This window comes from Miniphocaeibacter sp., assembly GCF_049276255.1.
Lineage (GTDB): Bacteria > Bacillota > Clostridia > Tissierellales > Peptoniphilaceae > Miniphocaeibacter.
This window is the reverse complement of sequence record NZ_JBASWB010000043.1, coordinates 67602-83033: the sequence shown is the minus strand read 5'-3', so window position 1 is coordinate 83033 and position 15432 is coordinate 67602. Positions and strand designations below refer to the sequence as shown.

14 protein-coding genes are annotated in these 15432 nt (G+C 31.5%); all 14 read right to left on the bottom strand.

Annotation, left to right across the window (positions count from 1 at the left end):
- Window positions 1–585 precede the first annotated feature (585 nt).
- Complete coding sequence (locus tag WAO56_RS04250) at window positions 586–1014, bottom strand: precorrin-2 dehydrogenase/sirohydrochlorin ferrochelatase family protein (protein ID WP_422146287.1); 429 nt, start codon at window positions 1012–1014, stop codon at window positions 586–588.
- A 72-nt stretch (window positions 1015–1086) separates the two neighbouring features.
- The gene (locus WAO56_RS04245) at window positions 1087–1869 is read right to left on the bottom strand and encodes a sirohydrochlorin cobaltochelatase (protein WP_422143141.1); all 783 of its coding nucleotides are present in this window, start codon (window positions 1867–1869) and stop codon (window positions 1087–1089) included.
- Between the two features lie 47 nt (window positions 1870–1916).
- Window positions 1917–2795, bottom strand: a complete 879-nt coding sequence (locus WAO56_RS04240; RefSeq protein ID WP_422143142.1) for a LysR family transcriptional regulator — start codon at window positions 2793–2795, stop codon at window positions 1917–1919.
- Window positions 2796–2817: 22 nt separating this feature from the next.
- A complete protein-coding gene (locus WAO56_RS04235) occupies window positions 2818–3528 on the bottom strand; it encodes a uroporphyrinogen-III synthase (RefSeq protein ID WP_422143143.1) in 711 nt (236 codons plus the stop codon).
- The gene (gene hemC, locus WAO56_RS04230; protein ID WP_422143144.1) at window positions 3525–4421 is read right to left on the bottom strand and encodes a hydroxymethylbilane synthase; all 897 of its coding nucleotides are present in this window, start codon (window positions 4419–4421) and stop codon (window positions 3525–3527) included. Before hemC ends, WAO56_RS04235 begins: the two co-directional genes overlap by 4 nt.
- Before the next feature lie 24 nt (window positions 4422–4445).
- Window positions 4446–5426, bottom strand: coding sequence for a uroporphyrinogen-III C-methyltransferase (cobA, locus tag WAO56_RS04225; protein ID WP_422143145.1), 981 nt, complete (start codon window positions 5424–5426; stop codon window positions 4446–4448).
- A 40-nt stretch (window positions 5427–5466) separates the two neighbouring features.
- Window positions 5467–6942: an amino acid permease gene (locus tag WAO56_RS04220; protein ID WP_422146286.1), complete on the bottom strand. Its 1476-nt coding sequence runs from the start codon at window positions 6940–6942 to the stop codon at window positions 5467–5469.
- A 22-nt stretch (window positions 6943–6964) separates the two neighbouring features.
- On the bottom strand, window positions 6965–7987 hold the full coding sequence (asrC, locus tag WAO56_RS04215) for a sulfite reductase subunit C (RefSeq protein WP_422143147.1): 1023 nt from the start codon (window positions 7985–7987) through the stop codon (window positions 6965–6967).
- A 14-nt stretch (window positions 7988–8001) separates the two neighbouring features.
- Window positions 8002–8817 (bottom strand): anaerobic sulfite reductase subunit AsrB, encoded by an 816-nt coding sequence (gene asrB / locus WAO56_RS04210; protein WP_422143148.1) that lies wholly within the window; start codon window positions 8815–8817, stop codon window positions 8002–8004.
- Window positions 8810–9871 carry an anaerobic sulfite reductase subunit AsrA gene (gene asrA, locus WAO56_RS04205; protein ID WP_422143149.1) on the bottom strand — a complete coding sequence of 354 codons (1062 nt, stop codon included), beginning with the start codon at window positions 9869–9871 and terminating at the stop codon, window positions 8810–8812. The genes asrB and asrA overlap by 8 nt, the downstream gene beginning before the upstream one ends.
- 511 nt (window positions 9872–10382) lie before the next feature.
- Entirely contained in the window at window positions 10383–11570 is a 1188-nt protein-coding gene (locus tag WAO56_RS04200) for a M20 metallopeptidase family protein (protein ID WP_422143150.1), read from the bottom strand.
- A 17-nt stretch (window positions 11571–11587) separates the two neighbouring features.
- The gene (locus WAO56_RS04195; protein WP_422143151.1) at window positions 11588–12748 is read right to left on the bottom strand and encodes a MalY/PatB family protein; all 1161 of its coding nucleotides are present in this window, start codon (window positions 12746–12748) and stop codon (window positions 11588–11590) included.
- Window positions 12749–12813: 65 nt separating this feature from the next.
- Window positions 12814–13989, bottom strand: a complete 1176-nt coding sequence (locus WAO56_RS04190) for a DUF819 domain-containing protein (RefSeq protein ID WP_422143152.1) — start codon at window positions 13987–13989, stop codon at window positions 12814–12816.
- A 160-nt stretch (window positions 13990–14149) separates the two neighbouring features.
- Window positions 14150–15388, bottom strand: a complete 1239-nt coding sequence (locus WAO56_RS04185; protein ID WP_422143153.1) for an L-lactate MFS transporter — start codon at window positions 15386–15388, stop codon at window positions 14150–14152.
- Window positions 15389–15432 lie beyond the last annotated feature (44 nt).

Below are 15432 nucleotides of genomic sequence, written 5' to 3'. Positions count from 1 at the left end.
GATATCTAAGTCCTATAGAATACAGAAAATTACATATGACAAGTTGAATTTCTATAAATAGATAAGAATATTTTCAAGGTTTAGGCTATGGCAAATTATGTCTTTTAATTTGGGCAACGCCTTTACCTTAGACTAGTTCTTGGAAATATTTTATAGTCGTTAAGAAATTCAAGGAAGTGTTTGACATGAAATTGTCTAAAAAAGGGTTGCCATACCAGTCTTATTTGCCATCTAATCACTTTCCTTTCTATACATAGAAGTCTGAACAACTCTATTATATTAAGAAAGTGATTATTTGGTATAACCTATTTCCACCACCCGCATAGCAGGTGGTTTTATGTTTCGTACGCTACGCGTACTCAACTGTCTAAAGACAAAAAATAAAAAATTATCAGGCAGCTATATAGCTACCTGATATAAAAGTAGTTTGTTATTTTATTGTATACCAGCACCATTTGACAAAGAGCCATTTTTTAACAAGATGAATTTAAGTATAGCGGACTGCATAAGTCCGCTTTTATTTTACACTATTATAAATTCAACTACCTTAATATTAATAGATATCTTCCTACTGAATATCAAATTTTATAAATCATCAATATTATCTAATAACTTAATCATTTTTTCCTTTAATTCTTTGGTTTTTGAAGGTGATACACCTTCACTGGAAATATTGATTTTAAAGTTTTTCCAGTTTAATGTGGCCATATTAAAAAAATCCGATAAATTTTTATTGCTTACAACATTTACCCATTGATGAGGTAAAGCATCTTTTTTTACCTGTTCATTGACCACTGAAGAACTAGTGCATGCAAAAATCAAATCGGCATCTCTAATATCATCTTTCTCATACTTCTTTTTATTCCAAATTATAGCCTTCCTATCTATATCCTTATGTAAGGATGGACTGATAACTTTAACTAAAGCACCTTGCCCCATTAAGGCTTTAATTTTTCTTGCTGCTATATAGCCTCCACCTACTAATGTAATATTTTTATTTTTTAATTCAAGCATTATAGAATACATATCTATCCCTTTCATTTAAATATAGAATTAGTAAATAAACTATTTGTTTTTTTATAACATTTAACGACTTCTATTTTCAAGCAGTAATCTTTGGGTATGCTGTATATAGATTTCCTGTATTTCATCATATTCTCCAAGACCTTTAAGATTAACATCAACTATAAATTCCTCATCTTCAAGTCTGGATTTTAAGGAATACTTTTCCTTGGAAATCATATCTTTTTTTACATGTTTCCCTGACACTAATAACAACGGAGCTATATTTACTTTATTTATATTGCAATTATGTAATTTTTCAATCAGCATTTCTATACTCGGACAGCTTTCCATTGTACATATGAAAATAGGCTCAGCTTTTAATATAGTATCAAGATAGGTATAGGCCATAATTTCTTTATTAAGACTACCATGTCCCATTAATACCAATCCTTCTCCTTTTTTATATCCTTCGACTCTTTTTATCAATATTTTTTTTAAATCTATAAAATCGCTTAAATCGGTTAATAACGGTTTACCTATTTTTATAGTATCAAACCTTTCTTTGTAGATTTCAACTTGATCTACGATTTTTTCATATTCTTTTCCTTGAATTATATGTAAAGGTTGAATAAAAACATGTCCGTATTCAGATTTTGATAATTTTTCTAATATTCCAGGGATATTTAATATTTCAATTCCTTTTTTTATCTTTATTTGCTCTATAATCATTTCAGAGGTATATGCTTGATATATATGAAAGTCATAAAATCTTTTTATGTATCGCTTCTCTATGATGTCTGTTATTTTAACTTTAATTCCGGGAAAGGTAGTTCCAAAACTGGCAACAACTATAGCTTTTTTCATATTTTCTCCCTATCATTTCATAAAACTTATATATTATACAGAAATTATCAATCTATATTTTCAAAAAGATCGAAATTCTTTAAGATTCTTTCGACTGTTGCATTTGATTTTCGGTATATAAAGAACATCTCAGGCGCATACAATTCCTTTTCAAAGTCCATTTTCACTAGAGTTCCTTTTTCCAATTCTTTTTCAACGGAACATTTATATAAAAATGTTATTCCTAAATTATTTTTTACAAAATCCTTTATTATACTGTAATTGCCTATATGCATTACATTAAGTTGATCTAGAAACAATCCGTTCTTAGCAATTTCATTTTCCACCAGTTTTCCAAGTCCTGAACCATATTCACGTAAGATAAATGTTTCATAAACTATATCATTCCAAGTTATTTTTTTCCCTGCAAATTTACTATTTGGAGAACAGATTCCAATAAGCGGTTCCTTCCTAAACAGTCGATGTTGAAAAGCTTCTTTGTCAAAATTTCCTTCTACAAATCCGCATTCAATTCTATCTAAGTCCAATGATTGTAGAAGATCTCTAGTATTTTCGACATATATATTGAAATGAGTAAATGGAAATCTTTTAGATAGTCCTATTAAAGCCTTACTTATTAAATAATTTCCAATGGTAAATGTACATGATAGTGTTATTTCTCTTGGAAAATCCTCATACAATAAACGTTTCAGTCCTTTTTCTCCCTCTTTGTTTATTCTTGAAACCAACTCATACAAATATTTCCCCGCTTCTGTTAAATGAAGCTGTTTCTGTCTATACTCAAATAAAGTAACCCCTAATTTTTCCTGTAGTTGAGATATGTGTTTACTAACTGCCGGCTGTGTAAAATTTAAGATTTCTCCTGCTTTTGTATAATTTAAAGTTTCACATACTGCTAAAAATGTAATATAATGATAATCCAACATTTAAATTCCCCACTTTGATTTACTATAATACTTTTATATTAACATATTTTCCTAAATCCCTTTTAATAGCTCTATAGGTTGTATTTCCCAGTACATAGTAATCAATAGGTGGATAGTTTGGAAAATCTTTCGCCACATAAAAAAATCTACTCCAAATCGATGGGCTGGAGACAAAGTAATCAGTAATTATATTCTCTTTCATATATTCCCTCAATTTTTCAGGACTACCTAATGGACATTGGTTTTTATACATCTGCCAATAATTTCCATATTTTGCATAATTTTTAATATTTCCTTTATTGCCTATAATCCAAAGTGGCTCTATTTCATTTGGATACGCCTTTACCCATTCGTCAATTAGATTTTTACCATAGGACTTAGATGGCATAAATCCAATATTATATCCATGTTTCACCAATTCTTTACCTGTAAACGGTCCAACTACAGCAAAATATTTTAATTTTAGTATCTGCTCTATTTTACTTACCATTGATGAATTGGTTTTTATATACTCTTTTAGTGTTTCAAAAAAAGCATTAACACTTGATGGGCTAACAAAGAAAATCCAAGGATATCCTTCAAGTTCTTCTACTTTTTCAAAAGACCATTGAAAATCATATACTATCTCTATTAATGGAATGGAAACAAATCGAGCCGGATAATCCTTGAACCTGGTTTTCATATCTACTATGTTTTTTTTAGGCTCTCGGGTTAATAAAAAAAGCCTTGTCATACTAAGTCCCCTCTTAATATATCTGCTGCCTTTTTACCAAGTTTTTCAGGATTTTTACCTTCTATCCTGCAATCATATCGCTTACCTGATTTCAAATCTCCAATCATGGCATTTAAAATAATTTTGTCATCTACCTTTCTAGCATATGCTGCTAAAGGTGAATTACATCCTAGTCCAAAAACCCTTAAAAAAGCCCTTTCACAGCTAACGGCTTCCCTAACATCCGGCTTATCCAGTTCTGATGCAATAATACTTGCTTTGTCACCTATTCTACCTTCAACAACAATAGCCCCTTGACCCGGAGCCGGCAAAAAATCCTGCAGCGGCAAAATGTATTCTATAATTTTCTTATCTTCTTTTATCATATTATAACGTCGTAATGCTGCTCCAGCCATTATAATTGCGTCATATTGACCGGACTTCAATTTTTTTAAACGAGTATCTATATTACCTCTTAATGAATTAAGCTTAATATCAGGCCTATTATAGGATATCTGAAAACGTCGACGTAAACTACTTGTTCCTACAATTGCACCTTTTGGCAATTCCATTAGATTCCTGTAACCACCACATATTAATAAAGAATCCGTCACGATTTCCCTCTCAGTATAAGCGGCTAAAGTAAGCCCCTCAACTTCTGCCGATGGTAAATCCTTTGCACTATGCACTGCTAAATCAATTTCTCCCGATATTAATGATTGCTGAATTTTTTTCACAAAAACACCTTGGCCACCAATAATAGCCAAGTCTGTTTTTTTATCTATATCACCTTGAGTTTGAATAAATACTTTTTTAAAGGTAATATCAGGAAATCTTAATTGAAGTTTATTAATTACCAAATCTGCCTGAATTTCTGCTAATATACTTTTTCGAGTTCCTACTTTAATAATCACTGTTTCCACCAAAATCCTTATTATTTAAATGTTTAATTTATTACACAATGAAACAAAATCCTTTTTACTACAGTTTTTTGAATAGATAATATCATACTGCTCTTTGGCTAGCAAAATTCTACTATATATTTCATCAAATCGGGAATCGTATATATCCCCTATGAAAATCGGGAAAAAATCACACCCTAAAGATGTAAGTTTCAAAATTTCGTCAAATTCCATAGAAGTATCGGAAATAAAAATAACTCTTTTTCCAAATAGGGGCTTGTTTTCAAACCAAGATAATTTGCTTATTTCATCTTTTGAAAAATTTCCAATTATTATAATTGCAGGATTATAAATTCCATAATACTCAACTTGATTTGAAATCGTTGCTAAAGTTCCTACAATTTTTTTCTGCCTACCAAGAGTTGCCCATTGAATTACCATTACCGATAAATCCTTATCGGCTCCCTGTTGTAAAAAAGCATTACAAATATTTTCTAATTTTCCCATTCCCATATACATAGCAACAACTCCACCTTCTGCAATACTTACTAAAGGTTCTTTAACAAATTCCCTAAGTTTTGCCGTTGGTGTGCAAATGAAAATTTTTTCTCTTTCATATCGTTTTGTAATTGATAGACCACAATAAACAGATGCTGCTGATACTGTGGTGATGCCGGGGATTACCTCATATGGAATTCCAGCTTCTTCAAGAGCTTCCATCTCCTCTCCAACTCTTCCATATACAGCCGGATCCCCTCCCTTTAACCTTACAACAATTTTCCCTTCTTTAGCATAATCAATAAGAACATTTTGAATATCCTCTTGTTGCATAGTATGATTTTTAGGGGCTTTGCCTACATATATAAGATTTGCCTCCTTTGGAGCCTCATATAAGAGCAAGGGATTGACTAACTTATCATATAAAACAACTTCTGCCTGTCTTAATACTCTCAATGCCTTTATCGATAAAAGCTCCGGATCACCCGGTCCCGTTCCTACTAAGTACACTTTTGACATATTTTTCACTTTCCTTAATATTTAATATCTTAAAAAATTATTATTGATACAGGACTTTTCCTCGACCTTTTGCTAAATCAAAAAGGATTAACCCTATTATTGCAAATATAATCGGACCTATAATTAAAGTAGCTGCACTATAATAATCCTCAATAGATACTTTTTCATAAATACTAAAGAAAATACTTATAACTACCGTTATAGATACGGAAAAACTAAGTAGCAACTGATTTCTTCTATTGTCACAAAATGGTAATAAACTATTTCTAGGATATATTTTCTTAAATGAAGGATAGGATAATGCTAGCAACAAGTAAGGAATTGCTCTTGATATATTGGTCATCATAGTCAATTGGTTGTAAAAACTTCCAATAGAATTTTGAAAACAGCTAATTCCTAAAATAAAAATACTTAGAAGAAACCCTTGTATAATAATTGGAATTATTGGTAATTTTTTCTTACTCTCCCATTTTAAATACTTCTTTAATCTGGTTTCCTTTAAACTCTCAGTAACCGCTAGTAAAGGTCCTGTTGAAATAATTGACAGTAAACTTATATAGGATGTAAAAATAGTAACTGCTGTTAATCGAATAAATATTTGAAAAAGTAAGTTACTTGCTCCTTTTGATAAGTTTAAAAGCTCTCCAAGGTTTAATGACAATTGTCCAATAAGACCATACATAATATTTCCCAAATGTAATGAATTACCATTTACCATTTCTTTAAGATCAATACTTGCTCCCCATAGAAAGATACCAAAAATATACAAACAAATGATTATAGCACCACTTATTAAAACATATTTGGAAAACTTTTTCTTTAATACTCCTGTTTCGTTAACTAGGCAAGCCACAGTATCCAAACCACCAAAAGCGGTTATTCCAAATATGAAAAACGAAAAATTCTCAGCACTACTTTGCAATTTCCCTTGTGATTTAAACAAATCATTAAACTGAAAACTTTCTACCAATTGTCCATGATTTACAATCAAGGATATAATAGCTCCTATTCCTACAATCCCCATTAAAAGCAACATAAATCTACCGCTTATAAAAGATAAATCCAGTATTTTTTTAAATCCACCTAATTTTAGTAATGAGATTAAAATTATTAAAAAAATTGAGAGTAAAGCAATTACCATAACCATTGGAATGTTTCCAAAAACCCTATTGTTTTTAGTAAAATCATCGCCAAATAAAATTATAGATAATGGTATCCAGGTTTTCATACAAAGTGAAATCATCCAAATAAAATAACTACTATACCACATCAAGGTAGTCACAAATGCTAATCTTTGAGAAGTTGAATCCTTAAGCCAACTATAGATTCCCCCTGCTTTATCATTATAGACAGTAGTTAAATCCGCAATTATAAAACAGTAAGGAACAAAATATGTTAACGCGCTTAATATAAACCATGGAATAGCTGAATATCCCTTTAAAAAGAAGGCATTTGACATACTTGTAAATGAAAATACAGTTGTAACTATCATGACTAAAAGCTTTGTTTTAGCCATTGAACTCTTATGATTTAAATTTCTAATTAACATTTGGGTGACTCTCTATATTCTTTAAATGAATATTGCTACGATATTCCTGCTCATCCCAATAGACATTATCGGCAATCAAAGCTTCTTCATTTAACTCAACACCATCAAGCATAAACTTTTTAAAATTATGATATCCGGCTCTATCTATTAAGTGACCTCCATGAAGATATTCAGCTTGTCCCTTTAGTACCCATCTGGAAAATTCCGGCCATCTTTCAATAATCTGTAATACAGCTTTCTCCGATAACCAATTGGCAAACATTTTACCCATTCTTGGAAATTGCTTACCTGATCGTCCTCCTATAAATATTTTATAGTACACTTGGTCTTGACGTTGCCAGGCACCTGTTGGACAAATGGTTACACATTCCCCACACCCTACACAACAGCACATATCCTTAGTTATTTTTTCTTGATCATTTTTTTCAAGTACCCTTGTAGCTACCTTTTTACATTTTTTAACACATGCTTCACAACCAATACATCTATCTTGATAATAAACAGGTTTTGTTACACCTACTATTCCAATATCCTGAAATTGTGCCTTAGCACAATCATTAGGACATCCTCCTATGCCTATTTTTATATGATAGGGATTTGGATAAATTAACTTTTCTATTTTATGGGCTAATTCCTGAGTGTTTATATTTGCCTTAATACAGTGAATACCGCCTATACAAGCAACAATATTCCTAGGTCCAATATATGGATATCCTTTACTTGTATCCATTTCCACACCACAAATATTACATTCCATCTCATAGATATATGGAGCAATGTACTCATTTACTTCATCTATATATTCCACCTTAATTCCGGGTATACTAAATGTTAAACGGGTTCCTATATGAAGTTGACCATTACCCCAAGTTTGGCAAACATACTGAACCATTTCCAACCATTTAGCATCTAAATAATTTCCGGCACAGCGTAGTTGCAACATAAATTCACCCGGTATTTTTGATTGTCTGTAACACATTTGGCGTAATTCTTGAATATTTACATCTTTCATCTTATCCACCCTCTCTAATCTGATAAATGCTTAGCCTTAGCAAAGTTAAAAACAGGACCATCAATACAAACATAGGTGCTATCAATCCTGCAATGACCACATTTACCAATGCCACAAGACATGTTTCTCTCATAGGATACCCAGATCTTTTCATCAGGTACATTTAATTCATTTAGTTTCATCGTTGCAAACTTCATCATTACCGGTGGACCTACTACCACACATTCATAATTATCTTCAAATTCTTCAAATGGAATTCTTTCAATAAATTTAGTGACTAATCCCGTCTCCCAATTAGAGTATTTTTCATTATCCAATGTATAAATTACATGGAAATTAGGAGATTTTTTCCACTTGTCTAAGGTATCTTTAAATAAAATAGCCTCTGAGTCTTTAAAACCTAAAATTACGTATATATCCTTATACATGTCCGGATTTTTTGCAAATTTACTCAACAAGGTCTTTACCGGTGCAACTCCTGTACCACCGGCAACAACAACCATATTCTTTTTAGCAAATCTATCTAAAGGCCACCCCTTTCCATAAGCACCTCTCATAAAAATAGTATCGCCCTTTTTTAAATTAAATAACTCCTTTGTAACCTTTCCGACATTTCTAATAGTAAAATCACAATAACCTTCGCCATATCCTGAAACGGAAATTGGTGCTTCACCTATTCTCGGTAAAGATAGCTGCATAAATTGTCCGTCTTCAATAAGTTTGTCATTTTCCATACGAAAGGTCCATTCCGAATTATTTTCTTTTATAATATCTATAATCCTATATGGTGATGGTTTAACCGGGTTTAATAATGTTTCATCTTTACGCATTATCTGTTTCCTCCTTTTTTGCCTCTAAACGTATTTCTTTTAAAGCTAAGTTAATCTTTTCCAAAGTTGCAGAATAGCTTATTAACTGTGGACAGTCACTATCGCAAAGGCCACAACCAACACACATCGGTCCTGTATGGAAGCGAGCATCATGAGCATAAACCTTATGTAAAATTTTAAAACGATAACGATCCTTTGTGGTTTTACGAAAATTTTCTCCACCTGCAACCTTATCAAAACTTTCTAACATACAGGATGAACAAGTTCTACGCCTTTCACCTACATTACAATTGTCATTATAATAGATGTCCGTCGTAGTAAAACATGTACATGTATTACAAACAACTGTGCATTTACCACAAGCTATACATCTTTTTTCATATTCGTCCCACATAGGATGAATCTTTAACTGATTGTATTCCTCTTCATTATCTATATGAGGATAATCGACTACTAATTTATTTTCTTTAGGAAATTGAATTTCATATGAAGATGGTTTAAATCCGGTTAAATACTCATGAAAAAAAGAATTCTCCAACTCCACATAAGCTCCATCTTCCCTAAATGAAATACCTACATCATGTATGTCTGTAGTATTTGTTCCCAAACTGCAACAAAAACATCCATCATATTGATTGTTACATTCCATCAATACAAAATAAGTTTTATCCCTAAGTCTTGAATAAAAATAATCTTCTATTCCACCATTTTCTTTAAAGATCTGATCTTGAATTTTTATGGAATTCAAGTCACAAGCTCGTCCCAAAATAAGTATATCCCTAGAATCCCTTATTTTAGCTTCCTTAAACTCATCCTCTGTAAAATAAAATAATGTTTGAGATAAAGGAGTCAATACCTCCTTTATGGAAAAAATTGTACGCTTATCAAATTCAATATCTTCAAACTTTGAAATTTCCCCATAGATAACTGTATCATCCAGTGCATATCTTCCACCATTGAAAACTCTCTTAGGAGCATAGATAATATATTTATCGGACAATTTTCCTAATAGTTGGTTTACCTCATCAATATTTAGGTCATAGCATTTGCTCATACTTACCTCTCCTTGTCTATCTTATATAGTTGTTAGTTGTTAATTATTAAACAATAACACTCATTCACTCTTATATTATAAGAATACTTTTAAATTGAGAAGAAGAAGATAGTTATGTCACCATAATATTTTGTTATGGATAAAATTAAAAATTTAGTTTTTATATCTTTTGAGATGCTTAAATGATTATTTAGAGAATAATAATTTATAAGATAAGATTATAATAGCTTTGATAATTTTAAGTTAAGAATCATGTTATGTTTTAATTGTTTGGTTTAAAGGATTTAGAAATGAAATAGCGGTCCAAGCTGCTTAGCTTGAACCGCTATTATTATTTTCTTCACCAACACTATTTGACAGATAGCCAAAGTTAAGTCGCACAAACTACTTATAGTTTAATCTTTATAATGTCAATTCTAAAAAATAGTTTTTATCTAGTTAACAATCCTTATTCTAAATAACTTCATAGTCTATAATCATTTTTATCTATTCAAATTTATAGATCTTAACATTAGCTATTCAATTCAGATAAATTTTTCACTGTTTGGGCAAAAACTGCAAGGGTTGGTATAAATGTATTTTCATCTATATTAAAACGAGGATTGTGTAAACTATTAACTATATTTTCATCTTCGCATTTAACACCAAAGAAAAAGAATGCTGCTCTTGTCTTTCTAGTATAGTATGCAAAATCCTCTGATCCCATTTCAGGTTCTGGCTTCATAATTACTTTTTCAACTCCTAGGACATCTTCTGCAGATTTTTTTATTACATCTATTACTTCATTATCATTGATTAATGAAGGAAACATAGGTATTCTTTTATATTCACATTCACAACCATTCAATTTTGAAATTGTTTCTGCCATCTGTTCTATTCTATTTCCTATCATTTTGCGTAAATCATCATCATATGCTCTATATGTTCCTCCCATGGTAATAATTTCTGGCAGAACATTTTTAGTTTTCAAATTCCCTGCATTTATGGATGTTATAGATATAACGCCTGCTTTCAACGGTGGTATTTCTCTGCTTCTAATTGTCTGTAACGAATTGATTATTTGCATTGCTGTTACAATAGCATCTTTACCTCTATGTGGAGATGCTGCATGACAACCTTTTCCTCTTAAGGTAATTTCAAAAAAATCTCCGCTAGCAAATGCTTCATTATATCTTAAAGCTATATAACCTGCTGGATATAATGGTTGAGCATGTGCTCCTATCATATAATCTACATCATTTAATACTCCTGACTCACAAATTAATTTAGCTCCACCTGGTGCTGGACCTTCTTCTGCAGGTTGAAAAACGAATTTAATAACTCCTGAAAAATTATCTATATTTTCACTTATCAATTTCGCCAATCCCAAAACTATGGCAGTATGACTATCATGACCACAACTATGACTTCGACCCTGTATTTTTGATTTATAGGGCACATCATTCATTTCCTCTATTTCTAGTGCATCCATATCTGCACGAACCGCTACGGTATTTCCCGGTCTACCAGTATCTAATATCCCTAAAACTGCACTTTCTACAAAGTCTTTTTCTACTCTCAATCCAAAGCTCTTTAATAGTTTAGCAACTTTCTTTGATGTTATCGGTAAATTGAAACCAATCTCTGGATTCATATGGATGTCTCTACGCCAGTTTTTTATATCTTTTTCATAAAGACTAGCAATTTTTAAAAAATCCATTCTTACTCCTTTCAGTATTAATTAAATATTTTAGAAATCAAATCCAAACCTTTTTTCAACATTGCTTTAGGCGTAGCAATATTTAACCTTACAAATCCCTCGCCTTCTTTACCATAATTACTTCCATCATTTAAAGCTACTCCTGAATCCTCAACTAATTTCCTCATTAATTCATTTTGTGACAACTCATAATCTGAGAAATCTAGCCACATTAGATAAGTTCCTTCCGGAACATACGCCTTTACTCTAGGCAGCCTCTTTTCACAATAATCCACTACAAATTCCGCATTTTTCTTTAAATAGCTACATAATTCCTCTAACCATTCCTCCCCAAATTCATATGCTATTTCAGAAGATTTTAATCCAAATAAATTTACTCCTACATGAAATTTCTCTATCGCTGTCGATATTTTTTGTCTTAAGTCTTCATTTGAAATTATCAAGTATGAGCTTTTTAATCCTGCAAGATTAAAAGTCTTACTCGGTGCCATTGCCATAATCGTGTTTTGTTTAATCTCTTCAGATATGGATATTATTGGTATATATTTATTTCCCTCAAATACTAGATCTGAATGAATGTCGTCCGAAAAAATCGGTACTTTATATTTAATACATAAATTTCCCAGCCGTTCTAATTCCTCATATGTCCAAACTCTACCTGTTGGATTGTGTGGGTTGCACAAAACAAACAGATCTACTCCATCTTTAAATTTTTTTTCAATATCTTCCCAATCTATTTGATATATTCCATCTTTCTTTTTAAGACTTGATGTTACCACTTCACATCCGTGTTCCTCTGTTACCTTAAAAAACGGATCATATATTGGAGTATTGAACATTATTTTACCTTTTGAACCAATCAATCCATATATGATAAAACTATATGCGCATACAATTCCTGGGACACTGATAATTTCCTCCCTTTTAATAGGTAGGCCGTTTCTTCTCTCGTTCCAACCTATAAAATTACTATAATATTTATCTGATGCAAAAGAATAACCATATGTTGGATGGCTAGCTCTATTCTTTATACCTGACACTATTGCTTTTGGAACAAAAAAATCCATATCCGCTATCCAAAAAGGTAGAATAGAAGAATCTCCATATTTTTTTTGTAATTGATCCCATTTTATACAATCAGTGCCCTTTCTATGTACAATTTCGTCAAAATTATACATTACTTACTCCTTTCATTTTATAATATATTACCTGAAATATCTTTTTATCTAACTGAGATAATTATTTACAAGAGCATTCTTAAAAACTCTGTCATTCCCAATCCTATAAAAGTTCCTAAAATAGATCCTAACGCAGCCATAAGAACTGAAACAGCCTGATATTGCTCCCCATATGCTGCTGCAACTACTGGTGCTGAAGAAACTCCTCCTACATTCGCAATAGAAGCAATTCCCAAAGTGCATAAATCCATCTTCATTAATTTACCCATCAATAGAAGAATTATAGTATGTATACCTAGCACCATAACACCTGCTAATAAATATATACCTGCATTCATAAAACTTCTTAAATCAGTACTAGAAGAAGATACTGAAAGAGAGAATACTGCCAACGTTCCACCTATTAATACCAATCCGTTTGTTTGTCCTAATTTAGTAAAAGTGCCTAAAAGAACGCCTCCAAAAGTAACTATTATATATAACCAAACTTCCGCAGGAATAAAAGTTACTATTTTGCTCAATGGTTCACCTAAATACATTCCCGCAGTTACTAAACTAAATCCTATCCCTGCAATCACAAATAAATCTAATTGAGAAGGTGCTCCTTTCCCTATTTCACCATTATCCACTTTTTTCGCCACTCTTTTTATTTCATCAGTATCAGCATTAGCCCATTGATTATATTTAGGAGCAATTGCCACTACAGCAACTATTAGTACCGTCATCCATGGTCTAAAAACAACATTGATTAACAACAATACATTTGAAAGAGCAGCATCTGATAATCCTGTTGCTTTCGCAACTGCATATAAATTTTCTATTCCCCCTGTAAAAGAAGCCGTCCATGTTCCAAATGATTCTGGAATTTGTTCTAATCCAAGTGGACTAGCCAGTACTAAACAGGTAATAACCATACCTATACATATGCTTATTGTTGCTGCAAAAAATGTTCCTAATAATTTAGGACCCATTTTTATGATTTTTCTAATATCTGTTTGTAAAGTAATTGTAAAAATCATAAATGGTATTACAATATCTAAGAATCCCTGCCTAGCTCCTTTTACTTCATCAACACCCATATCCCAAACTCTAAATGTATTACATATTACTACAATTATAAATACTATAATAATTGGAGGTAAGTACTTGTATACTCTAAATGGATATCTTTTAGTTAAATAAAATACTGCTGCATTTATTAATGCTAATAACGCTAAAAATCCAAGACCTGATGTAATCATAATAACCTTCCTTTATATGTATATTTAGGTTTATAAGGCAACCTAGAATCCTATTCAATTTATAATTATGTAGATTATCAGATTAATTCCTTAATTATTAAAAACCTCCTTTCTATTTATTTTTTATAATTATTTATTAATAATGATATAATCTGATACCTTATAAATTTTTTTCATTTTCTTCTAACAGAATTTTTTCATTAAAAATCATTCTTTGTGCAAATTTAAATGTTACTAGCGCTAAAATCCCAAGTCCTCCAGCCAATAGAAAGGCTATACCATAATTTCCTGTAGCTTCTAAACAACTTGCTGCAGATACAGGTCCTACGAAAGAAGCTGCTGTATATCCACTATAAAGAACAGCCCAATTAGATGCCATGTGTTCAGTTCCAAAACACTCCGCGCAGAGTGCTGGATAGACCGCCATTATAGCCCCAAATGAAAGTCCAATTAAAGAAAATAATACTAGAAATTGGCTGATTGTATTTGTATATCCAAGCATCAACATACTCACAGATGTAACAAATAAGATAATAGTTATTACACGGTATCTCCCTATCTTGTCAGAAAGATATCCAAAACCAATCCTACCTACGAAATTCATAACCGCTAATAAGCCTACCAACATTGTACTTTGACTTGTCGTCATACCTATGGACTCACCTATACCTGCTGCATGTCCTGTCATCATCATTCCTGATGTGACAGCAGCTAATAAAACAAACCAAAACATATAAAACACAGGTTCTTTTAACATTTCCTTTGTTGTCTTATTTTCCAAAGAACTTTCTTTTGCTGAAATTGATGTCATTACCCATCCTTCAGGTTTCCATCCTTTAGATGGAGCTGTAATTAACCAGGAAGTCGTTCCCATTAAAATTAAAAATATTATTCCCAGTATGTTAAATGCTCTTTGTACTCCGACTGATTCCAATATATAATGTGCAATGGGAGCAAATATTAGCGGAGCTAAGCCAGAAGCTCCTATTGCCATCCCATTTGCTATACCTAATTTATCTGGAAACCATAAAGGAATTATAGACACTATTGTATTGTATCCAAAACCAGCTCCTATTCCTACCATAAAACTGAAGAAGAAATATAGCTGTACTATATTAGAAGCAAAGCCCGTTAGAAACCACCCTAATGACCAAAATATAACTGAAAATAACATTACTTTCCTATGGCCTATTTTTTTCTGTAATGGACCTGACAACAAATTGAAACACAATGTTATTAACATCATTAATGAATATGCCAATGATATTTTACTAATTGGCCAATTCATCTTTTCCATAAGTGGACGATTAAAAATACTCCAAATATAAATTGATCCTAAACAAAGATTATTAATTATTAAAGCACCAATTATTATCCAACGTTTTTTTTCATTTTTCATTTCACTTCACTCATTTCTTTACTTAAATTAACTTCTATGCTACC

Bases quoted from the DNA above. Each gene is read 5' to 3' on its own strand.
- WAO56_RS04250 (WP_422146287.1), bottom strand. From the start codon at position 1,014: ATGCTTGAATTAAAAAATAAAAATATTACATTAGTAGGTGGAGGCTAT.
- WAO56_RS04245 (WP_422143141.1), bottom strand. From the start codon at position 1,869: ATGAAAAAAGCTATAGTTGTTGCCAGTTTTGGAACTACCTTTCCCGGA.
- WAO56_RS04240 (WP_422143142.1), bottom strand. From the start codon at position 2,795: ATGTTGGATTATCATTATATTACATTTTTAGCAGTATGTGAAACTTTA.
- WAO56_RS04235 (WP_422143143.1), bottom strand. From the start codon at position 3,528: ATGACAAGGCTTTTTTTATTAACCCGAGAGCCTAAAAAAAACATAGTA.
- cobA (WP_422143145.1), bottom strand. From the start codon at position 5,426: ATGTCAAAAGTGTACTTAGTAGGAACGGGACCGGGTGATCCGGAGCTT.
- WAO56_RS04220 (WP_422146286.1), bottom strand. From the start codon at position 6,942: ATGGCTAAAACAAAGCTTTTAGTCATGATAGTTACAACTGTATTTTCA.
- asrC (WP_422143147.1), bottom strand. From the start codon at position 7,987: ATGAAAGATGTAAATATTCAAGAATTACGCCAAATGTGTTACAGACAA.
- asrB (WP_422143148.1), bottom strand. From the start codon at position 8,817: ATGCGTAAAGATGAAACATTATTAAACCCGGTTAAACCATCACCATAT.
- asrA (WP_422143149.1), bottom strand. From the start codon at position 9,871: ATGAGCAAATGCTATGACCTAAATATTGATGAGGTAAACCAACTATTA.
- WAO56_RS04200 (WP_422143150.1), bottom strand. From the start codon at position 11,570: ATGGATTTTTTAAAAATTGCTAGTCTTTATGAAAAAGATATAAAAAAC.
- WAO56_RS04195 (WP_422143151.1), bottom strand. From the start codon at position 12,748: ATGTATAATTTTGACGAAATTGTACATAGAAAGGGCACTGATTGTATA.
- WAO56_RS04190 (WP_422143152.1), bottom strand. From the start codon at position 13,989: ATGATTACATCAGGTCTTGGATTTTTAGCGTTATTAGCATTAATAAAT.
- WAO56_RS04185 (WP_422143153.1), bottom strand. From the start codon at position 15,388: ATGAAAAATGAAAAAAAACGTTGGATAATAATTGGTGCTTTAATAATT.